This is a genomic window from Mesorhizobium sp. M0185 (assembly GCF_040322175.1).
Taxonomy (GTDB): Bacteria; Pseudomonadota; Alphaproteobacteria; order Rhizobiales; family Rhizobiaceae; genus Mesorhizobium.
In genome coordinates this window covers 239,709-260,103 of the sequence record NZ_JAMYSY010000001.1, presented here as the reverse complement: position 1 = coordinate 260,103, position 20,395 = coordinate 239,709, and the positions used below count along the sequence as shown (strand labels likewise).

Annotated in this window: 18 protein-coding genes; 13 read left to right on the top strand and 5 right to left on the bottom strand. The window is 62.9% G+C overall.

Going from position 1 to position 20,395, the window contains the following annotated elements:
- Positions 1-91: 91 nt before the first annotated feature.
- From NKJ20_RS01200 to NKJ20_RS01140, 13 genes are all read left to right on the top strand, one after another.
- A complete protein-coding gene (locus NKJ20_RS01200) occupies positions 92-916 on the top strand; it encodes an N-formylglutamate amidohydrolase (RefSeq protein WP_352448256.1) in 825 nt (274 codons plus the stop codon).
- 22 nt (positions 917-938) lie between these two features.
- Entirely contained in the window at positions 939-2,501 is a 1,563-nt protein-coding gene (locus NKJ20_RS01195; RefSeq protein ID WP_352448255.1) for an amino acid permease, read from the top strand.
- Positions 2,502-2,601: 100 nt separating this feature from the next.
- Positions 2,602-3,972, top strand: coding sequence for a glutamine synthetase family protein (locus NKJ20_RS01190; protein WP_352742111.1), 1,371 nt, complete (start codon positions 2,602-2,604; stop codon positions 3,970-3,972).
- Positions 3,973-4,151: 179 nt separating this feature from the next.
- The gene (locus NKJ20_RS01185; RefSeq protein WP_352742109.1) at positions 4,152-5,540 is read left to right on the top strand and encodes an aldehyde dehydrogenase family protein; all 1,389 of its coding nucleotides are present in this window, start codon (positions 4,152-4,154) and stop codon (positions 5,538-5,540) included.
- 42 nt (positions 5,541-5,582) lie between these two features.
- On the top strand, positions 5,583-6,068 hold the full coding sequence (locus tag NKJ20_RS01180) for a DUF2569 domain-containing protein (protein ID WP_352742107.1): 486 nt from the start codon (positions 5,583-5,585) through the stop codon (positions 6,066-6,068).
- A gap of 38 nt (positions 6,069-6,106) precedes the next feature.
- The gene (locus tag NKJ20_RS01175; RefSeq protein ID WP_352742105.1) at positions 6,107-7,279 is read left to right on the top strand and encodes an iron-containing alcohol dehydrogenase; all 1,173 of its coding nucleotides are present in this window, start codon (positions 6,107-6,109) and stop codon (positions 7,277-7,279) included.
- 242 nt (positions 7,280-7,521) lie between these two features.
- The gene (locus NKJ20_RS01170) at positions 7,522-8,628 is read left to right on the top strand and encodes an ABC transporter substrate-binding protein (protein WP_352742103.1); all 1,107 of its coding nucleotides are present in this window, start codon (positions 7,522-7,524) and stop codon (positions 8,626-8,628) included.
- 64 nt (positions 8,629-8,692) lie between these two features.
- Positions 8,693-9,607 (top strand): ABC transporter permease, encoded by a 915-nt coding sequence (locus NKJ20_RS01165; RefSeq protein WP_023675356.1) that lies wholly within the window; start codon positions 8,693-8,695, stop codon positions 9,605-9,607.
- Positions 9,604-10,395 (top strand): ABC transporter permease, encoded by a 792-nt coding sequence (locus NKJ20_RS01160; RefSeq protein ID WP_352742101.1) that lies wholly within the window; start codon positions 9,604-9,606, stop codon positions 10,393-10,395. Before NKJ20_RS01165 ends, NKJ20_RS01160 begins: the two co-directional genes overlap by 4 nt.
- Before the next feature lie 16 nt (positions 10,396-10,411).
- Positions 10,412-11,476, top strand: a complete 1,065-nt coding sequence (locus NKJ20_RS01155) for an ABC transporter ATP-binding protein (RefSeq protein ID WP_352742099.1) — start codon at positions 10,412-10,414, stop codon at positions 11,474-11,476.
- 148 nt (positions 11,477-11,624) lie between these two features.
- Positions 11,625-13,175 (top strand): cation:proton antiporter, encoded by a 1,551-nt coding sequence (locus tag NKJ20_RS01150; RefSeq protein ID WP_352742097.1) that lies wholly within the window; start codon positions 11,625-11,627, stop codon positions 13,173-13,175.
- Positions 13,176-13,264: 89 nt separating this feature from the next.
- Positions 13,265-14,179, top strand: coding sequence for an endonuclease/exonuclease/phosphatase family protein (locus NKJ20_RS01145; protein ID WP_352742096.1), 915 nt, complete (start codon positions 13,265-13,267; stop codon positions 14,177-14,179).
- 7 nt (positions 14,180-14,186) lie between these two features.
- A complete protein-coding gene (locus NKJ20_RS01140; RefSeq protein WP_023675361.1) occupies positions 14,187-15,032 on the top strand; it encodes an EamA family transporter in 846 nt (281 codons plus the stop codon).
- On the opposite strand, the gene NKJ20_RS01135 is transcribed toward NKJ20_RS01140, so the two are convergent.
- Genes NKJ20_RS01135 through NKJ20_RS01115 form a run of 5 tightly spaced genes read right to left on the bottom strand, consistent with a single transcriptional unit; the run spans position 15,033 to position 20,395 of the window.
- Complete coding sequence (locus NKJ20_RS01135) at positions 15,033-15,344, bottom strand: Dabb family protein (RefSeq protein WP_352742094.1); 312 nt, start codon at positions 15,342-15,344, stop codon at positions 15,033-15,035.
- Between the two features lie 10 nt (positions 15,345-15,354).
- Positions 15,355-16,983: a GMC family oxidoreductase gene (locus NKJ20_RS01130; protein WP_352742092.1), complete on the bottom strand. Its 1,629-nt coding sequence runs from the start codon at positions 16,981-16,983 to the stop codon at positions 15,355-15,357.
- Between the two features lie 12 nt (positions 16,984-16,995).
- On the bottom strand, positions 16,996-17,757 hold the full coding sequence (locus NKJ20_RS01125) for a 3-ketoacyl-ACP reductase (protein WP_352742090.1): 762 nt from the start codon (positions 17,755-17,757) through the stop codon (positions 16,996-16,998).
- Positions 17,754-19,274 (bottom strand): GMC oxidoreductase, encoded by a 1,521-nt coding sequence (locus tag NKJ20_RS01120; RefSeq protein WP_352742088.1) that lies wholly within the window; start codon positions 19,272-19,274, stop codon positions 17,754-17,756. Before NKJ20_RS01120 ends, NKJ20_RS01125 begins: the two co-directional genes overlap by 4 nt.
- Positions 19,275-19,279: 5 nt before the next feature.
- On the bottom strand, positions 19,280-20,395 hold the full coding sequence (locus tag NKJ20_RS01115; RefSeq protein ID WP_023675366.1) for an ABC transporter ATP-binding protein: 1,116 nt from the start codon (positions 20,393-20,395) through the stop codon (positions 19,280-19,282).

The window sequence follows — 20,395 nt, the reverse complement described above, 5'->3', positions numbered from 1 at the left end:
AAGCCGGCCAAACTGTATGAAATCATCCGCAGGGACGCAATGAGGCAAAATACGTAACATACGATACAGCGCTCCCCGGGGACAGCAGACAATGGAGACAGCACGGCCCGCCAGCCTTGCATCGCCTGAAACCGTAAGGGTGACGAACCCCGGCGGATCGAGCCCCTTCGTGCTGACCTGCGACCACGCCTCCAATTTCCTGCCACCGGAATTCGGAACGCTCGGCCTTGCCGCCGAGGATCTTTCCCGCCACATCGCCTGGGATCCCGGCGCCTTGCCGGTGGCGCGCCGCATGGCCGAGGCGCTCGATGCGACGCTGGTCGAGACCTGCATCTCGCGGCTCATCATCGACTGCAACCGCCCGCTCGACGCGCCGGACCTGATAGTGACGGTCAGCGCCAGCGAAAAAACCGTGGTCCCGGCCAACCAGGGACTTTCGGCCGACCAGCGGGAGGCGCGCATCGCGCTGGCGTGGCGACCGTTTCACGAGCGGATCGCAACGGTCATCGACGAGCGCCTGGCGGCCGGGCGGGAGACCAGGCTGGTCTCGATCCATTCCTTCACGCCGCTCTACAAAGGCAAAAGCCGGCCCTGGCACATCGGCATCATCCACGACGAGGATCGCCGGCTGGCGGCGCCGCTGATCGCGACACTGAAGCGGCTTGCCGGCGTCAGCGTCGGCGTCAACGAACCCTATTCGCCGGCCGACCGGGTCTATTTCACGCTGGAACGCCATGCGCGCTCGCGCGGGCTGCCCTGCGCAATGATTGAAATCCGCAACGACGAGATCGCCGGCGCGGCCGGGCAGCGGAAATGGGCGGATCTGCTCACCGGTATTTTTCTCAATCTGGAGCCCGAAGCGGCCAAGGCCTCCAGACCAAGCGCAGTCGGAAAGTCAGTTCAATCGGCCAGCTAAGAAACCAAAAGGGGACTTTAAAATGGTAGCACCGGGTTACAGCGAAGTTGACAAGAAGGAGGACCTGAAAGTTCTCCACGGAATGGGCTATGCTCAGGAACTGTCGCGAAGCATGAGCCGCTTCTCGAATTTCGCGATCTCGTTCTCAATCATCTGCATCCTCTCAGGCGGCATCAATTCCTTCGCGCAAGCGACGTCGTCCATCGGTGGCGCCGGCGCTGGCATCGGCTGGATCGTCGGGTGCATGGTTTCGGGATTTTTCGCGCTCGCCATGGCCCAGATCGCCTCTGCATTTCCGACCGCCGGCGGCCTCTATCACTGGGCATCCATCCTAGGGAACCGTTTCACTGGCTGGCTCACCGCATGGCTCAATCTGCTCGGCCTGATCACCGTGCTCGGCGCCATCAACATCGGTACTGCTTTCTTCTTCGTCGGCACTTTCGGCGGAGCCTTCGGCATGACTGGCACGCCTGGTGAGATCGTCGGGTTTGTCGCCTTCATCACCGTGTTGCAGGCGCTGCTCAATCATTTCGGCATCAAATTGACGGCTATGTTGACGGACGCCTCCGGCTTCCTGATCCTGGCAACGACAGCCGTGCTGATCGTCGCCTGCCTGATGTTTGCTCCAGCGATCGACATCACGCGGCTGTGGACGTTCACGAACTATTCGGGCGACGCGGGCGGCGGTGTTTTCCCGCAGTCCGATTCCATGACGTATCTCTTCCTGCTCTGCCTGCTGCTGCCGGTTTACACCATCACTGGCTATGACGCGTCGGCGCATACTTCGGAAGAAACGTTGAGGGCGGCGCACTCGGTTCCGCGGGCAATCGTTTCGTCCGTAGTCTGGTCGTCGCTGATCGGCTGGGTGATGCTGTGCGCGATCGTACTGGCGATTCCGGATCTGGCGGCCGGCGCCAAGCAGGGCTGGAGCGTGTTCTTCGCCACGATGGACGCGATCTTGCCGGCGTGGCTGAAGACACTGCTCTATCTGGGCATCCTGATCGCGCAGTTCCTCTGCGGTCTGGCAACGGTCACCTCTGCCTCGCGCATGCTTTTCGCCTTCTCGCGTGACGGCGGCATGCCGGTCGGCTCGGCCTCGCTAGCCAAGGTCAGCCCGACCTGGCGCACGCCGGTCAATGCGATTTGGACGGCTGCTGTGCTCGAGGTAATCTATGTCTTTCTTGCCCAGTTCATCTCGGTCGGCGGCACGAACATCTATACCATCGTCGTCAATTCGACATTGGTGTTCCTGTTTCTGTCCTTCATCATTCCGATCGTGCTCGGCATGATGGCTTTCGGAACGGAAAAATGGCCGAACCCCGGCCCATGGAACCTCGGCGCCGGCCTGTTCAAGCTGTTTTGCATCCTGTCGGTCATCGGCATGGCGATCATCTTCTACATCGCCATCCAGCCGCCGAACGACAAAGTGCTCTATATCACCCTGGGCTTCATTGTGCTGACCGCGGTGCTTTGGTTCGGTTTCGAGAACCGCCGCTTCCAGGGTCCGCCCATCGGCGACCAGATCGCAAAGCGTCAGGCGGCGATCAAGGCAGCCGAGCTAGCCATAGGCGAAGCCGGCGCCTGACCCCCTCTCATGACCATGGCCGGCATTCGCGCCGGCCGTGGTTTTCGTTTCCTTTTCAAAGTGACAAGCCCGAAACGACAAGCGCTGGAGTGCCAAAGGAATGGCCGGAAATTTCTCGTTCGATCAGTTGAAGCAAGCGGTCTCCAGCGGCGAGGTCGACACGGTGCTGGCCTGCATCGTCGATATGCAGGGGCGGCTCGCGGGAAAGCGTTTCCTGGCCCGTTATTTCGTCGATTCCGCGCATGACGAGACGCATGGCTGTAACTATCTCTTGGCGGCAGACATCGATATGGAACCGGTGCCCGGCTACAAGGCGGCAAGCTGGTCGAAGGGTTATGGCGATTTCGTCATGAAGCCGGACCTTGCGACGCTGCGGCTCGTTCCGTGGCTGGAGAAGACAGCGCTGGTGATCTGCGACGTGCTCGACCACCATACCCATGACGACCTAGCGCATTCGCCGCGCGCCATGCTGAAGAAGCAGGTCAAGCGGCTGCAGGATCGCGGCTATATCGGCTATTTCGCTTCCGAGCTCGAATTCTATCTGTTCAGCGAAACCTACGATTCCGCCCGCAAGAAGCACTGGCAGGGCCTCGAGACGGCATCGCCCTACATCGGCGACTACCAGATCGGCATCACCACCAAGGAAGAAGGCGTCATGCGCCGGCTGCGCAACGAGATGGAGGCGGCCGGCATCCCGATCGAGAATTCGAAGGGCGAGTGGGGGCCAGGCCAGGAAGAGATCAATGTCCGCTACGCCGAGGCGCTCGACATGGCCGACCGCCACGTCATCCTGAAGAACGGCGCCAAGGAAATCGCCGAGTCCGAAGGCAAGGCGATCTCGTTCATGGCCAAGTACAATTACGGGCTCGCCGGCAATTCCAGCCACATCCATAATTCGCTGTGGAGCGCCGACGGCAAGACGCCGTTGTTCTACGACAAAAATGCCGAGTGGACGCTGTCGACACTCGGCCAGCAATGGGCGGCCGGCCAGCTCAAATATGCCAAGGAATTCACCTGGTTCCTGGCGCCCTACATCAATTCCTACAAGCGCTTCCAGGCCGGCACGTTTGCGCCGACCAAGATCATGTGGAGCGAGGACAACCGCACCGCCGGCTTCCGTCTTTGCGGCGAGGGCACCAAAGGCATCCGCATGGAATGCCGCATCGGCGGCGCCGATTTGAACCCCTATCTGGCTTTCGCCGCGCTGATCGCGGCCGGGCTTGCCGGCATCGATGAAAAGCTTGACCTGCAGAAGCCCTTCGTCGGCGATGCCTACCAGGCCTCGCAGCTGCCCGAAATTCCAAAGACATTGCGCGACGCCACCGCGACACTGGCGGAATCGAAAATGCTGAGGCAGGCGCTCGGCGACGATGTGCTGGAACATTACGTCCACACGGCACACTGGGAACAGTTCGAGTACGACCGCCGGATTACGGACTGGGAACTGCACAGGGGGTTCGAGCGGTATTGAATAATCTGGCAACGTTGGCGCCGCTCCTCACCCTCAGCCTCTCCCGTGAAGAACGGGGGAGAGGGGGCCCGGCGCTGAGCTTGTCCCTTCTCCCCGTCAGTATACGGGAGAAGGTGCCGGCAGGCGGATGAGGGCGGCGCTAACCAACGACATTATTGTAGAATGCGAGGACCCAAGGCATGACCGAAACGGTCAAGATAAAATCCCCCGTCGACGGTTCGATCTATGCCGAACGGCCTCTTGCCACCGACCAGGCGATCGGTGCCGCGGTCGAACGTGCCAAGGCGGCGCAGGAGAAGTGGGCTGAGACGCCGGTCGTCGAGCGCGGCAAGTACATGCTTGCCATGCTGGAAGCGCTGGTCGCCATGACCGACGAGATCGTGCCGGAGATCGCCTGGCAGATGGGCCGGCCGGTGCGCTATGGCGGCGAGTTCGGCGGCGTCAGGGAACGCGTCAGCTACATGGTCGAGATCGCCGAGGCGGCCTTGAAGCCGGTCATGGCCTCCAACCCGAAGGACGGCTTTCGGCGCTATGTGAAGAAGATGCCGCTCGGCGTCGTCATGGTGATCGCGCCGTGGAACTATCCCTATCTCACCGCCGTCAACACCATCGTCCCGGCGCTGATGGCGGGCAGCGCCGTCATCCTCAAGCATGCGGCACAGACATTGTTGGTCGGCGAACGGTTTCAGCAGGCGTTTGATAAGGCCGGCCTGCCCAAGGGCCTGTTCCAGAACCTCGTCCTGAACCACGCGCAGACTGAAAGGCTGCTCGGCTCCGGCAAGATCGACCATGTCAACTTCACCGGCTCGGTCGCCGGCGGCCGCGCCATCGAAAAGGCGGCGGCGGGCACCTTCATGACGCTCGGCCTCGAACTCGGCGGCAAGGATCCGGCCTATGTACTGCCGGACGCAAAGATGGACCATGCCGTTGCCAATCTGGTCGACGGCGCCTTCTACAATTCCGGCCAGTGCTGCTGCGGCATCGAGCGCGTGTATGTCCACGAGAAGGTCTACGACGAATTCGTCGAGGGCTTCATTGCCGAGACCAGGAACTACGTCGTCGGCAATCCGCTCGACCAGGCGACCACCATGGGGCCGATGGCGCAGGCGCGCTTCGCCGACCTGATCCGCGAGCAGAAGGCCGAGGCGTTGCGCAAGGGCGCCAGGGCACACATCAACATGAAGGTGGCCAACGACAGGCAAGGTTCGCCCTATCTGGCGCCGGAAGTGCTGACCCAGGTCGACCACCAGATGAGCGTCATGCGCGAGGAAAGCTTTGGCCCGATCGTCGGCATCATGAAGGTGCGCAACGACGAGGAGGCGATCGCGCTGATGAACGATAGCCCCTATGGGCTGACGGCCTCTATCTGGACGCGCGACACCGACCACGCGGCGGCGATCGGCGACCGCGTCGAGACCGGCACCGTGTTCATGAACCGCTGCGACTATCTCGACCCGGCGCTGGTCTGGACCGGCGTCAAGGACACCGGCAAGGGCGCGGCACTGTCGGCCATCGGCTACGACAATCTGACCAGGCCGAAATCATACCATCTGCGCGAGGTGATCTAAGGTGACGATCGACAAGCATGCGATCGCTGCTGAGGGGGAGTAATGGCGGATATACAACAATCGGCGCTGCCAGATCGTGAGGGTCCAGAGGGTATCGGCGGATGGCTTGTCCTGCCGATGCTCGGGTTGATGCTCACGCCGATACTGGGGTTGGTACAACTGCACAATACCGACTATCTCGGCTTCGACTGGCAGACCTTCAGTTTTTCTCAAGGTGCCCTGATTCTTGCCGAATTGGTGATATTCGGCATACTAAACCTTTCGGCCCCGGCCCTATTATTGTTCTTCATGTTCAAGCGCTGGCAGATATTCCCCGGCTGGTACATGATTTGGGCATTCGCGATGCCGGTATATGCCGTTCTCGATCCATGGGCTGTGCATCTGGCTTTTCCTACCGCCGTTCCAGAATTGGCCGACGCGTACGACGCAGACACCCTGGGCGGAATTTCGCGCTCGATATGGGCCGCAGTCATCTGGGTTCCGTACATGATGCGGTCGGAACGTGTGGCCAACACCTTTGTGAACTAATGACATCCAAGAGCACGAAAGCAGTCAAGAAGGTCGAAATGACAAAACTCGTTTCCAAATGGAATTACCCGACGACCGTCCGCTTCGGCGCCGGACGCATCAAGGAGCTGCCGGAGGTGCTGGTGGCGACCGGCATCAAGCGGCCGCTGTTCGTCACCGATCCGGGACTGGCCAGGCTGCCGGTGGTGGCCTCGACGCTGAAGATCCTCGACGACGCCAAGGTGCCGTATGGCGTGTTTTCCGAGGTCAAGCCGAACCCGGTGGATTCCAACCTGACCGCCGGCATTGCCGTGTTCAAGAAGGGCAAGCATGACGGCGTCATTGCCTTTGGCGGCGGCTCGGCGCTCGATCTCGGCAAGCTCATCGCCTTCCAGGCCGGGCAGACACGGCCGGTCTGGGATTTCGAGGACGTCGGCGACTGGTGGACACGCGCCGATGCCGATGCGATCGCGCCGATCATCGCCGTGCCGACCACGGCCGGCACCGGCTCGGAAGTCGGCCGCGCCGGCGTCATCACCAATGAAGCGACCCATACCAAGAAGGTCATCTTCCATCCAAAGCTTTTGCCGGCGATCGTCATTGCCGATCCGGAGCTGTCGGTCGGCATGCCGGGCTTCATCACAGCCGGCACCGGCATGGATGCGCTTGCCCATTGCCTCGAAGCCTATTGCGCGCCGGGCTATCACCCGATGGCCGACGGCATCGCCGTGGAAGGCATAAGGCTGGTCTTCGAAAACCTGCCGAAAGCCTATGCCAACGGCAAGGATCTGGTCGCCCGCGCCAACATGATGAGCGCCGCTGCCATGGGAGCGGCCGCCTTCCAGAAAGGGCTTGGAGCGATTCATTCGCTGTCGCATCCGATCGGCGCGCTCTACGACACCCACCATGGCATGACCAACGCCGTGTTCATGCCCTACGTGCTGGCCTTCAACCGAGAGGCGATCGAGCCGCGCATCGCCCGGCTTGCCGCCTATTGCGGCATCAAGGGCGGCTTCGACGGTTTTGCGAAGGCGATCATCAAGCTGCGCAAGGAGCTCAAGGTGCCGCATGCGCTGCCCAGCCTGATCAAGGGGCTCGACATGGACAAGAAACGCAAGGGCCTGATCGCCGACATGGCGGTGGTCGATCCGACCGCCGGCGGCAACCCGGTCAAGCTGACCAAAAAGGCGGCGCTGACGCTGCTCGAAAACGCCATCGCCGGCGCCGTCTGAGACAATTTTCGCATCGGAAATCGAGTTAGGAAAAGAAGCAAAGGAAAGGGGGAAAGATGAAAGGCAAGATCGAAACTAGTTAGCCGGAAAAAGAATCGCGAAGCGATTGCTACAGCCGGTTAAAAAGAGTTTACTTTTTCATACTGCGGGGCATCGCTTTCACAAAGCTTTCATCTGGCTGTCACACGAAAACGATACCGCATCGCAGGCGTCCAACGGCGTCAGTTCAACGGAGAGAACACATGTTCAAATTCACGGGAAAATTGCTTTCCCTTTCGGCCGTCGCCCTGATGGCGACCTCTGCCATCTCGTCGGCCCAGTCCATGGATGAACTGGTCGCCGCAGCCAAGGCTGAAGGCCAGCTCACCACCATCGCGCTGCCCCATGACTGGTGCGGCTACGGCGCGGTCATCGACGGCTTCAAGGCGAAATATCCGGAAATCACAATCAACGAACTCAACCCCGATGCCGGCTCCGGCGACGAGGTCGAGGCGATCAAGGCCAACAAGGACAACAAGGGCCCGCAAGCGCCCGACGTCATCGACGTCGGCCTGAGCTTCGGCCCGACCGCAAAGAAGGATGGCCTGATCCAGGCTTATAAAGTATCAACCTGGGACTCGATCCCGGACAGCGCCAAGGATGCCGAAGGCTTTTGGACCGGCGACTATTACGGCGTGCTTTCGTTTCTGGTGAACAAGGACCTGGTCAAGGAAGCGCCGGCCGACTGGGCCGACTTGCTGAAGCCGGAATTCGCCAATACCGTGGCGCTCGCCGGTGACCCGCGTGCTTCGAACCAGGCCATCCAGGCAGTCTATGCCGCCGGCCTTTCCGGCGGTGCGGCTGCCGGCGAAGCCGCCGGCACGGCTGGTCTCGACTTCTTCAAGAAGCTCAACGCCGCCGGCAATTTCGTGCCGGTCATCGGCAAGCCCGCGACGCTTGCCCAAGGCCAGACGCCAATCCTGGTGACCTGGGATTATAACGCGCTTGCCGGCCGTGATACGCTGAAGGGCAATCCGCCGGTCGACGTCGTCGTGCCGAAGACCGGTGTCGTCGCCGGCGTCTATGTTCAGGCGATTAGTGCTTACGCGCCGCACCCGAATGCTGCCAAGCTGTGGCTGGAATATCTCTATTCCGACGAAGGCCAGATCGCCTGGCTGAAGGGCTATTGTCACCCGATCCGCTTCAACGACCTCGCCAAGAATGGCAAGCTCCCGGCTGACGTGATGGCCAAGCTGCCGCCGGCCGAGTCCTATGCAGCCGCGGTGTTCCCGACGCTCGACGAGCAGGGCAAGGCCAAGGAAGCCATCACCAAGAACTGGGATGCCGTCGTCGGCGCCAACGTCAAGTAAGACTTGAGATCAGCCGGGCGGCTTAGATGGCCACCCGGCATACCTCCAGGACGGTAGCCGGCGCATGACCGATATCTCGTTGTCCGATCACGCTGTTGCCGGGAAGACCGCGCCTCCTGCCGACGCCCGCAGCATGAGGCTGCCGACGCAATGGCTTGGCGTTGCGCCTTTCTTCATCTTCGCCATCATGTTCCTGATCCTGCCCACGCTCTATCTAATGCTTGGCGCATTCCGGAACGATGCGGGCGAATTCACTTTCGAAAACATAGCGGCCTTGGCGCAGCCGTCGATCGTTGCCGCCTACTGGATCTCAATCAAGGTCAGCCTCGCCTCGTCGCTGATCGGTGCTTTCGCGGGGCTTGCCATTGCCATCGCCATCGTGCGCGGCGGGCTGCCGGAGTGGATACGCTCGGCGACACTGACCTTTTCCGGCGTGGCCTCCAATTTTGCCGGCGTGCCGCTGGCCTTCGCCTTTCTCGCGACGCTCGGCCGGCTCGGGCTCGCCACGGTGCTGCTCAACGTCTTGGTCGGCTTCAACATTTATGCCCATGGTTTCAACATCCTGTCGTTCTGGGGCCTGACGCTGACCTATGTCTATTTCCAGATCCCGCTGATGGTGGTGATCATCGTGCCGGCGATCGATGGGCTGAAGAAGGAATGGGGCGAAGCGGCGGCAACGCTTGGCGCGACCCAGGCGCAGTTCTGGCGCATGGTCGTCATTCCGGTGATCTGGCCAAGTTTCCTCGGCACCGTCATTCTCTTGTTCGCCAACGCCTTCGGTGCCATCGCCACCGCTTACGCTCTGACCGGCTCCTCGCTTAACATCGTCCCTATCCTGCTCTACGCGCAGATCCGCGGTGACGTGCTGCACAATGCCCATCTCGGCTACGCCATTGCCTTCGGCATGATCGTCATCACCGGGCTGGCCAACGTCTTCTACATCTGGTTCCGGACGCGCTCTGAGAGGTGGCTCAAATGAAGTCCGGCAGATTCTGGGCCTGGATCGTCTTCGCGCTGGGCGCGGCCTATTTCTTCATTCCGCTGATCGCGACCGTGGAATTCTCCATGCGCATGCGGCGCGGCGCGTATTCCTTCGATGCCTATCAGGTCGTGCTCGGCGATCCCCGCTTCCAGGCGACGTTCATCTATTCGGTGGTCGCCGCCATCTTCACCATCGTCCTTGGCGTGCTGGTGGTGGTGCCGGCGGCGTACTGGATTCGTCTGCGGCTCCCGCAGCTAAGGCCCGTCGTCGAGTTCATCACGCTGCTGCCGCTGGTCATCCCGGCCATCGTTATCGTCTTCGGCTACATCAGAATGTACGGGTCGAACTCACCGCTGCCGTTCCTGGCCAGCGACACAGGAGCCAATGCCTTGCTGGTCATCGGTTATGCGACACTGGCGCTGCCCTATATGTATCGTGCCGTCGACACCGGGCTTCGCACCATCGACGTGCGGACACTGACCGAAGCGGCGCAGATCCTCGGCGCCGGCTGGGGCACGATCATCACCCGGGTCATCCTGCCCAATGTGCTGATCGCGGTGCTGTCAGGCGCCTTCCTGACCTTCGCCATCGTCATCGGTGAATTTACCATGGCCAGCCTGCTCAACCGGCCTGCTTTCGGACCCTATCTGCAGAACGTCGGCGCCAACCGCGCCTACGAGCCGGCGGCGCTTGCCATCATCGCCTTCGTCATCACCTGGGGCTGCATGTCGCTGATCCAGATCCTGTCGCGCTTCGCGCCGCGATCGGCGAACCGTCCGAACTGACCCGAAGGAAAAAGCCATGACCGAGCCATTCCTCTCAATCCAGCATGTGCGAAAATCCTTCGGCCCCATCACCGTGGTGCAGGATTTCAACCTCGACGTCGAGCCGGGCGAATTCGTCTCCTTCCTTGGCCCGTCGGGCTGCGGCAAGACGACGGTGCTGCGCATGGTCGCCGGTTTCGAAGAGCCATCCGCCGGCAAGATCGTCGTGGCCGGCAAGGACATCACCCGGCTCAAGCCCAACCAGCGCAATGTCGGCATGGTGTTCCAGGCCTATGCGCTGTTTCCGAACCTCACCGTGGCGCAGAATATCGGCTTCGGGCTGAAGGTCGCCGGTATGCCGAAGGTCGATGCCGACAGGCGCGTTGCCGAGATGCTCGACATCATCAAGCTGCCACAGATGGGCGACCGCTATCCCTATCAGCTCTCCGGCGGTCAGCAGCAGCGCATCGCGCTGGCGCGGGCGATTGCGCCGAAGCCGAAGCTGTTGCTGCTCGACGAGCCGCTGTCGGCGCTCGACGCCAAGGTGCGCGTGTCGCTGCGCGAGGAAATCCGCTCGATCCAGAAGAAGCTCGGCATCACCACCATCTTCGTCACCCACGACCAGGAAGAGGCGCTGTCGATCTCCGACCGCATCGCCGTCATGTATGGCGGCAAGGCCGAGCAGGTCGGCACGCCGTTCGAGATCTACAACCGGCCGGCAACCAAATTCGTCGCCAATTTCGTCGGCACGCTGAACGTGCTCGAAGGCACGGTCACCGACGCCGCTTCGGGCAAGGTGCGCGTCAACTCGCAAGAGGTCTCGCTCAAGGGCAAGCTCAACAGCTCGAAGTCCGGCGACACGCTGTCGCTGGCGTTGCGGCCCGAGGCGATCTCGCTCGGCCGACACCCCGGCCGCGATTCCAGCCTTTCGGGCGAAATCGCCGAGGTGCATTTCCTCGGCTCGGTCATCCGGGTTCGCGTCGGCATCGGCGGCAGCACGGTCTCGCTTGACACGTTCAACAGTCCGGCCACACCGCCGCCGGCCGTCGGCGAAAAGGCCGAGATTTCGTTCTCGTCGGGCGACATGCTGGTGCTGCATTAGGAGAAGAGTGAATAGTGAATAGTGAATAGTAAGAATGCGCTTTACGCGCCGAAATTCCTCTGCACGCAGCCATTCACCATTCACGAGCAGCCAAAGCCGTCGCCGTTTTTGCAGTGCCAATCGCCCGGCTTCACCGCTACGATAAGGCATGGCGCTTTTTGAACTCACCCTTGTCCTGCTTCTCATCGCGGTCGCCCTGACCGCGCTGTCGCGGCGTCTGCAGATTCCCTATCCGTCATTGCTGGCGCTGGCCGGCGCCGGCATCGCCTTCCTGCCGTTTGCCCCGACCATCGAGATCGACCCGGAGCTGGCGCTCGCTCTGTTCATCGCGCCGGTTCTGCTCGACGCGGCCTATGACACGTCGCTGCGCGATCTCAACCGCTACAAGGTTTCGCTCATCCTGCTGGCGCTTGGCGCCGTCATCTTCACCACCGTGACGGTCGCGCTGGTCGGCTGGACGATGGCAGGCCTGCCCGTCGCCGCCGCCATAGCGCTCGGCGCGATCGTAGCGCCGCCCGATGCGGTGGCAGCGGCGGCCGTGCTCGGACAGTTCAAGGTGCCGCACCGCATCACCGCCATCCTGGAAGGCGAGAGCCTTCTCAACGACGCCACGGCGCTGCTGATCTACAGGATGTCGGTTTCCGCAGCCGCCGGCTCCATCCTGTTGAGCAGTGCCGTTCCAATGATCCTGCTGTCGACGGTCGGCAGCCTTGCCGCAGGCTATGTGCTCGGCCGCTTGTCTCTCGCCATACTCGGCCGCATCGACGACCCGGCGAGCGGCACCGTAGTGCAATTCGCCTCAACCTTCGGCGTCTGGATCCTGGCCGACAGGATAGGGCTTTCCGCCATCATCACGATCGTCGTCTATGCCATGACGATCGCACGTACATCGCCGCGCCGCATGCCGGCAAGGAATCGTGTCAGCTCCTACTCGGTCTGGGAGACGGCGGTGTTCGTGCTCAACGTGCTGGCCTTCGTTCTGATGGGCCTGCAAGCGCGGTCCATCGTCGGGCGACTTGCTGAGCAAGGACAAAGCGAGGCGTTCGTCTTTGCCCTGGCTGTGCTGGCCGTCGTCATCGTATCGCGGCTCGTCTGGGTTCTGGGCTGCGGCGCGGTCCTCAGAGCGCTGGCACGTCTGGGCGACGAGGACAGGCAAAAAGACGCGCCGACATTTCGCGGCGGCGTGCTTATCGGCTGGTGCGGCATGCGCGGCCTGGTGACGCTTGCGGCCGCCTTCGCCTTGCCGGCCGACTTTCCGGGCCGTGATCCTATCGTGCTCGCCGCTTTCACGGTCGTGCTCGGCACATTGGTGCTGCAAGGCGTCAGCCTGAAACCGTTGCTGCTTCTGCTCAATCTCGACCTCGACCGGACGGTCGACCGGGAGGTGGCGCAGGCGCGCGTCGCCATCATGCAGGCGGCGCTGGACGTGCTCAGCGGCAAGACATCGAGCGCGGCCGGGGCGGTGCGAGAGCAATATGCCGCCCAGCGCGCCATCGCCGAAAACCCGGAGGATGCCCAGGCGGCGACCGAGTATGACAGATTGCGTCTTTACGCCATCAAGAGCCAGCGCGATGCGCTGGAGCGTTTGCGCATCGACGGAACGATCGGCGACGAAGCCTACCACCGCCTTGAGGAAGAAATCGACTGGTCGGAACTGGCAGCATCCCCGCCCGGTCGGTTCCAGCCGCTGACCACTTAGCATCTGGCCCAAGCTCCCTCCGCCCGGCTGCACATTGCAAGGCTGTCAGCGAACGGCTACTGCCAGCAGGAAACTGAGCCGGATAAGCAATGAAGCTGGTCAGCTATAACATCCAGTACGGCTTCGGCAGCGATGGCCGCTACGACCTGGCGCGTTGTGCCAAGGTCGTGGCCGGCGCCGACATCGTCGCCTTGCAGGAGGTGGAACGGCACTGGTTGCGCAGCAACGAGGACGACCAGCCGGAACTTCTTTCGCAATTTCTGCCCGACTATCATTGGGTCTACGGGCCGGCCTTCGACATGGATGCCAGCCACCGGCGTGAAGGCCGCATCGTCAACCGGCGGCGGCAATTCGGCACCATGGTTCTGTCGAAGCTTCCGATCGTCTGGTCGCGGCTGCATACGCTGCCGCTCAGGCGCACGCTGCGGCCGCTCAACACCCGCAATGCCGCACTCGAATGCATGATCCGCACCCCTGCCGGTCCGGTGCGGGTGCTGTCGTTGCATCTGGCGCATATCGCGGTCGAGGAGCGGCTGGAGCAGATCGACTATTTGCTCGCCGAGCATCGCCGTGCGCCGTCCGAGGGCGGCCCATGGAGCGGCGCCGACGACGAGCCGGCGCGCAACTGGAGCAATGGCGAACAGGAGCCAGAAAACCCCGTAGCGGCGATCTGGTTGGGCGACTTCAACATGGAGCCGGATAGCGCCGAGTACCGGCGCATTGTCGGCAGCGCGCCCTATCATCGCGGTGCCGCCTATCTCGACGGTTTTGTCGATGCCGCCGCCGTCGCAATGGAACCGACAGCGGATTTCCACACCCATGTGAAGACTATCGATGGCAGGCTGGCAAAGCGCCGGCTCGACCATTGCTTCGTCGGCGGCATGTTTGCCGGGCGCGTGCGCTCGGTCAGCGCCGATATCGGCCAAATCGCTTCCGACCATTTTCCGCTCTGGGTCGATATCGACCTGGAGACGCCGATCGTCATCGGGACGGGCGGCGGATGAACCGCCGATGAGCCTGTTTGTCTTTTTCGCGGTGCTCGCTGCCGCTTCCATGCATGCGATCTGGAACGCGCTGGTCAAGGTCCATCTCGACCGTTTCCTGTCGATCACACTGATGACGCTCGGCATGGGTGCCGCTGCGCTGGTGACGTTGCCTTTCGTCGAGGTGCCGAAGCCGGAAGTGTGGCCATACATCCTCGCCTCGGTTGTCTTCCACATGGGCTACAGGACGTTCCTGATCGGCGCCTACAAGGCCGGCGATTTCGCCCAGACCTATCCGCTGGCGCGCGGTACCGCGCCATTGCTGGCCGCTTTGGGGGGCGTTGTGGTGGTTGCCGAGATGCCGGCGCCGCTCGCCATTCTCGGCATCCTCTTGTTGTCGGCGGGCACGCTGGTGCTGTCGTTTCGCGGCGGCGCGCATCTGGAGAAATTGAACCTGCGCGCCGTCGGCTTCGCGCTGGGCACATCGATCTTCATCGCCAGCTACACGCTGTCGGACGGCAGCGGCGCGCGGCTGGCCGCCACCGCGTCGAGTTATGCCGCCTGGCTGTTCGTCTGCGATGCGCTGTGGGCGCTGGTGCTATGCGTCGTCTTTCGCGGCCCACAGGCGCTGCCGGTGCTGGCGCGCGACTGGAAGGCCGGAATCTATACCGGCGTGCTCAGCGGCGGCGCCTACTGGATCGTGATGTGGGCGATGACCAAGGCGCCGATCGCCTCGGTGGCGTCGCTGCGCGAAACATCGATCCTGTTCGCCATGATGATCTCGGTGTTCGCGCTCGGCGAGAAGATGACGGCATGGCGAGGTGCCGCGGTGCTCAGCATCGTTGCCGGCGTTGTTGCGCTGAGAATGGGATAGTCACGCGATCTGCAGATCAAACACCATCAGCCCGTCGGTGCCGCCTTCGAGCGCCGCGACCAGTTTTGCGCCGGCTCGCTGATGCGCTTCATGCTCCAGATAGGCATCGCGTGCCGCAGCGTCGCGAAAGTCGATGGTGAAGCCGTGCGTGAAGCCGCGGGCGAAGGGTTCCGGGCTGGTATTGGCGCTGAATTCGACCTTGCCCATGCCGTCGATCACCGCCCGCAACGCTTCGAGATCGGCATGGATTGCCGCGCGCTCGGCGTCGGCGACATCGTTGCGAAATCTGACGAAGACACAGTGCCTGATCATTCTTTGTCCCTCATGCCGCTTGGTTGGTGGAAAACACCGCCGGCGGCAGCGGCTCGCGGCCAAGGATCAGATCGGCGCCTTTTTCGCCAACCATGATCGTCGGGGCATTGGTGTTGGAGGAGGGGATGCGCGGCATCACCGAGGCGTCGCAGACGCGCAGGCCCTCGATACCGCGCAGCCTGAGATCTCGCGTTACCACGCTCATCGCATCGTGGCCCATGCGGCAGGTGCCGACCGGGTGGTGGTCGGTCTTGGAACTGCGGCAAGCGTAGTCGAACAGCTCGTCGCCGCTCTGCAGGTCGGGTCCCGGCAGTACCTCGCGCAGCACAAAGGGGGCCAGCGCCTTCTGCCGCATGATCTCGCGCGCCAGCCTCAACCCCTTGATCGACATGTCGCGGTCATAGGAATCGGACCAATAATTCGGATCGATCAGCGGGCGGTCGGCCGGATCGGCACTGTTCAGCCGCACGGTGCCGCGCGAGCGCGGGCGCAGGAACGCCGAGTTCAGTGTCACGCCCGGATTGTTCAGCTTCTCGACGCCGGCCTCGATGCCGGAGCCGAGGCCGAGATGCAGCTGGATATCGGGAGAGGCGGCGGTCGGATCGGCGTACCAGAAGCCGCCGGTCTCGAACAGGCTGGAGGCTACCGGGCCTTTCTTCAGGAGCAGATACTGCAGCCCGGCCCACGCCGTCCAGTGCAGCTTGGCGTAGTTGTCGTAGGTGTGATCGCCGGTGCATTCGGCGATGACGAACAGGTCGAGATGATCCTGCAGGTTGGAGCCGACGCCGGGCAGATCGTGCACCGGTGTCACGCCGACCGTCTTCAGATGGTCGGCCGGGCCGATGCCCGACTGCAGCAAAAGCTTCGGCGAGCCGATGGCGCCGGACGAGACGATCACCTCGCGCTCGGCGCGCAGGATCGTTGGCTGGCCGCCCGGCCTGTCGACGATCTCGACGCCGACGGCGCGGCCCTTGTCGACGACGATGCGCGTCACCAGAACGCCGGTCCTGACGGTGAGATTCTTTCGCTCGCGGATCGGCCGGAGATAGGCGACAGAGGCGGAGGAGCGCTTCGCGTCCTTCTGCGTCAGCTGATAATAACCGACGCCCTCCTGGGCTACCCCGTTGAAGTCGGGATTGAAGGGGATGCCCATCTCCTGTCCGGCACGGAAATAGGCCTCGCAGATCGGCAGCGGCGCGATCGGGTTCGATACGCCGAGCGGGCCTTGGTCGCCGTGGAAATCGTTGGCATAACGCTGGTTGTTCTCCGCGCGCTTGAAATAGGGCAGCACGTCGCGATAGCCCCAGCCGGCAAGGCCTTCTTCCTTCTCCCAGGCGTCGTAGTCGCGGGCGTTGCCGCGCGTGTAGATCTGGGCGTTGATCGAAGAGCCGCCACCGATCACCTTGGCCTGCGTGTATCGGAAGACACGGTCCTGCATGTGCTTTTGCGGCACCGTCGACCAGCCCCAGGCGGCGATGCCCTTGGTCATCTTGGCGAAACCGGCCGGCATGTGGATCAGCGGATGCCAGTCCTTGCCGCCGGCTTCGAGCAGCAGCACCTGATGCGACGGATCTTCGCTCAGCCGGTTGGCGAGTACGCAGCCGGCCGGGCCGGCGCCGACGATTATGTAGTCGGTCATGGCATCACCTGTTCATAGCCTCGGCACCGACAGCGCGCCGTCGATATTGATGACCGAGCCGGTCGAAAAGCCGAACTTGCCGCCGGCGAGCGCCGCCACGGCGGCACCGATATCTTCGCTCTCGCCCCAGCGCATCGCCGGCACCAGCCCGCCGTCGATCAGCCCGTCATATTTGGCGGTCACACCGGCGGTCATGTCGGTGCGGATGATGCCCGGGCGCACCTCGAACACGGCGATATTTTCGGCGGCGAGCCGCAGTGCCAGGTTCTTCACCCACATCGAAAGCCCGGCCTTGGAGATGCAGTAATCGGCACGTTCCGGCGAGGCCATGGCGGCACTGACCGAGGTGATGGTGATGATCGATCTCGCACCATCGCTCGGCAGGCCGAGCATCGCTTTGGCGACGTGCTGGCTGAGGAACACCGTGCCGCGCAGATTGATGCCGAGCACCCGGTCGAAATTTTCCGGCTTGAGCTCGAGCAGATCGCCGCGCAGGACGGCGCCGATGCCGGCATTGTTGACCAGGCAGTCGATGCGGCCGAAGGCGCTTGTCGCGGCATCGATCAGCGCTGCATGGCCGTCGAGGTCGGCGACGTCGCAACTGACATAGGCGAATTTCGCGCCGCGCCCGGTGATGTCGGCGGCGAGCCCGTCGGCGGCTTCGTCGGCAAGGTCGGCGACGAGGATGTCGAAGCCTGCGCCGGCCAGCGCCTCGGCGCAGGCAAGGCCGATGCCGCGCGCGCCGCCGGTGACGATCGCTGCCGGGCGGCTCATGTTGCAAGCTCCGTCTTGCGAATATGATCGGCGACGCGCAGCGCCTGTGCGGCGATCGACAGCGCCGGATTGACGGCGGCCGAATTCGGCAGGAAGCCGGCATCGACGACGAACAAATTGCTGTGGTCGAAGGAGCGGCAGAACGGATCCAGCGGCGAGGTCGCTGGATCGTTGCCCATCTTCACCGTGCCGCACTGATGTGAGGGCGTGCGCTTGTCAAACGGACGCGACAGGACGATCGGATAGCCGCAGGCGCGGAAATTCTCGCGCATCACCTTGGTCAGTCCGTCGAGCGACTGCATGTTGGAGCGCCGCCACTGCATGACGATGTCCTTGCCGTCGACCATGATGCGGCTCTCGGGATCGGGCAGGTCCTCGCACATCAGATACCAGTCGACGGCGTGGCCGGCCATGAAATCCAGCGCGAATTTGGGCGCGCGCCGGACATTGGCCTTGAGGATGTTGCCGTCGATCTTGCCGAGGAGCTGGACGTTGCCGAGCGGTTTGCCGCCCTTGCCGTCGGACAGATAATAGTCGTTCAGCATCAGCGTCTTCTGGTAGACGGATTTGTTCCTGCGGCGTGGATCGATCGCCAGCATGGCGCTCGAATTGTGGTTCATGAAGTTGCGGCCGACCTGGTCGGAACGGTTGGCCAGGCCTTTGCCACCTCCCTTGCCCTTGGAAGAAGGGGAAGGCGAACGCAGCAGGACGGCGGCTGAATTGACCGCGCCGGCCGACAGGATCACCAGCTTCGGCGCGACTTTCTTCAGCGCACCGTTCTGGCGGTAATGGACGGTCTCGATCGTCCTGGCGTCCGGCGATGCCTCGAGATATTCGACATGGGCGCCGGTCTCAAGCCGGATATTCTGATCGGCAAGGGCTGCTGCCAACGGCCCGGATTGCGCGTCGATCTTGCCGGTCCCGGTGTTGGGAAACGCGTCCCACGGCGTGCTGCCATCTTTCAGCCAGGCTTCGATGTCGACGCCGAGCGGCAGCGATGCCGGATGCAGGCCTAGGCTCTTCAACTCGGCGCGCGCACGCGCGATCGACGGCTCGTCTGGTACCGGCCCGAAAGGGTAGGGCGTAGAGTGGAACGGCTCGGTCGGGTCTTCGCCGAGTGCACCGCGCACGCGAAAAAGCTGCTCGGCCTTGGAATACCAGGGTTCGAATTCCTCATAGGAAAACGGCCAGGCCGGCGAGATGCCGCCATAGTGCTCCATCTCCGAAAAGTCTTCCCTGCGGTAGCGGATCAGCACAGCGCCGTAGAATTTCGAATTGCCGCCGACATAGTAGTAATTGCCCGGGTTGAAAGGCGCTCCGCCGGCCTCGAGCCACATCTCCTTCGGCCGATAATGGCCGTCGACGAAGATCGCGCGGGTGTCGCGTGTGTGCGGCGTTGCTGGCAGTGATTCGCCGCGCTCCAGCATCAGGATCGAGGCGCCACCGCCGGCAAGGCCGGAGGCGATCGTGGCGCCGCCTATGCCGGAGCCGATGATGACGATGTCGGGATTTGTCATGGCCGTTAGACGATGCGTTTCTCGGTCGCCGGATCGAAGAACACCGCCTTGGTCAGGTTGAAGGCGAGCGGCGTGACCGTGCCGGGCTGGATTTTGGCATCGGCGCGCAGCCGCGCCACCACCGCCTTGCCGCCGAGATTGGTGACCGCGAACGTGTCCGAGCCGGCCGGCTCGATGACCTCGATGTGACAGTCGGCGCGGGCGATGTTCGAGGCGTTGCGCTCGGCACCCTCGGGATCGGTCAGTGCTTCCGGGCGGACGCCGAAGATGATCGGTTTTCCCTGGAATGCCGACAGGCCGGCCGGCGCATTGCCCAGCGGCAGCGAGATCGGCTGGCGCGCCTCGCGCTCCATGACGACGGAGAAGCCGCTGCCGTTGCTGCCGATCGTCGCCGGGATCAGGTTCATCGCCGGCGAGCCCATGAAGTCGGCAACAAACAGGTTGACCGGATTGTTATAGATTTCGGCTGGCGTGCCGAACTGCTGCACCTCGCCGTCGCGCATCACCGCGATCTTGGTGGCCAGCGTCATCGCCTCGATCTGGTCGTGGGTGACGTAGACGATGGTGGTGCCGGTGGTGGCGTGCAGGCGCTTGATCTCGATGCGCATGTCGACACGCAGCTTGGCATCGAGATTGGACAAAGGCTCGTCGAACAGGAACAGCTTTGGATCGCGCACCAGCGCCCGGCCCATGGCGACGCGCTGGCGCTGGCCGCCGGAGAGCTGGCTTGGCTTGCGCTTCAGCAAATGGCCGATCTGCAGGACCTTCGCCACCTTGTCGATCGCCTTCTGGCGCTCGCCGGCCGGCACGCCGCGCATCTCCATGCCGAAGGCGATATTGCCGGCAACCGTCATGTTCGGATAGAGCGCGTAGCTCTGGAAGACCATGGCGATGTCGCGCTTGGAGGGGTGGAGATCGTTGATCGTGCGTCCGTCGACGCGGATTTCCCCTTCGGTGATGGTTTCCAGGCCGGCAATAGTGTTGAGCAGCGTGGACTTGCCGCAACCGGAAGGCCCGACCAGCACGAGGAAGCCGCCCTTTTCCAGGTCGAGGTCGATGCCTTTCAGGATCTCGACCGCTCCGAAACGCTTCTTCAGCCCGTCAATTTCCAGAAAAGCCAT

Bases quoted from the DNA above. Each gene is read 5' to 3' on its own strand.
- NKJ20_RS01200 (WP_352448256.1), top strand. From the start codon at position 92: ATGGAGACAGCACGGCCCGCCAGCCTTGCATCGCCTGAAACCGTAAGG.
- NKJ20_RS01195 (WP_352448255.1), top strand. From the start codon at position 939: ATGGTAGCACCGGGTTACAGCGAAGTTGACAAGAAGGAGGACCTGAAA.
- NKJ20_RS01190 (WP_352742111.1), top strand. From the start codon at position 2,602: ATGGCCGGAAATTTCTCGTTCGATCAGTTGAAGCAAGCGGTCTCCAGC.
- NKJ20_RS01185 (WP_352742109.1), top strand. From the start codon at position 4,152: ATGACCGAAACGGTCAAGATAAAATCCCCCGTCGACGGTTCGATCTAT.
- NKJ20_RS01180 (WP_352742107.1), top strand. From the start codon at position 5,583: ATGGCGGATATACAACAATCGGCGCTGCCAGATCGTGAGGGTCCAGAG.
- NKJ20_RS01175 (WP_352742105.1), top strand. From the start codon at position 6,107: ATGACAAAACTCGTTTCCAAATGGAATTACCCGACGACCGTCCGCTTC.
- NKJ20_RS01170 (WP_352742103.1), top strand. From the start codon at position 7,522: ATGTTCAAATTCACGGGAAAATTGCTTTCCCTTTCGGCCGTCGCCCTG.
- NKJ20_RS01165 (WP_023675356.1), top strand. From the start codon at position 8,693: ATGACCGATATCTCGTTGTCCGATCACGCTGTTGCCGGGAAGACCGCG.
- NKJ20_RS01160 (WP_352742101.1), top strand. From the start codon at position 9,604: ATGAAGTCCGGCAGATTCTGGGCCTGGATCGTCTTCGCGCTGGGCGCG.
- NKJ20_RS01155 (WP_352742099.1), top strand. From the start codon at position 10,412: ATGACCGAGCCATTCCTCTCAATCCAGCATGTGCGAAAATCCTTCGGC.
- NKJ20_RS01150 (WP_352742097.1), top strand. From the start codon at position 11,625: ATGGCGCTTTTTGAACTCACCCTTGTCCTGCTTCTCATCGCGGTCGCC.
- NKJ20_RS01145 (WP_352742096.1), top strand. From the start codon at position 13,265: ATGAAGCTGGTCAGCTATAACATCCAGTACGGCTTCGGCAGCGATGGC.
- NKJ20_RS01140 (WP_023675361.1), top strand. From the start codon at position 14,187: ATGAGCCTGTTTGTCTTTTTCGCGGTGCTCGCTGCCGCTTCCATGCAT.
- NKJ20_RS01135 (WP_352742094.1), bottom strand. From the start codon at position 15,344: ATGATCAGGCACTGTGTCTTCGTCAGATTTCGCAACGATGTCGCCGAC.
- NKJ20_RS01130 (WP_352742092.1), bottom strand. From the start codon at position 16,983: ATGACCGACTACATAATCGTCGGCGCCGGCCCGGCCGGCTGCGTACTC.
- NKJ20_RS01125 (WP_352742090.1), bottom strand. From the start codon at position 17,757: ATGAGCCGCCCGGCAGCGATCGTCACCGGCGGCGCGCGCGGCATCGGC.
- NKJ20_RS01120 (WP_352742088.1), bottom strand. From the start codon at position 19,274: ATGACAAATCCCGACATCGTCATCATCGGCTCCGGCATAGGCGGCGCC.
- NKJ20_RS01115 (WP_023675366.1), bottom strand. From the start codon at position 20,395: ATGGCTTTTCTGGAAATTGACGGGCTGAAGAAGCGTTTCGGAGCGGTC.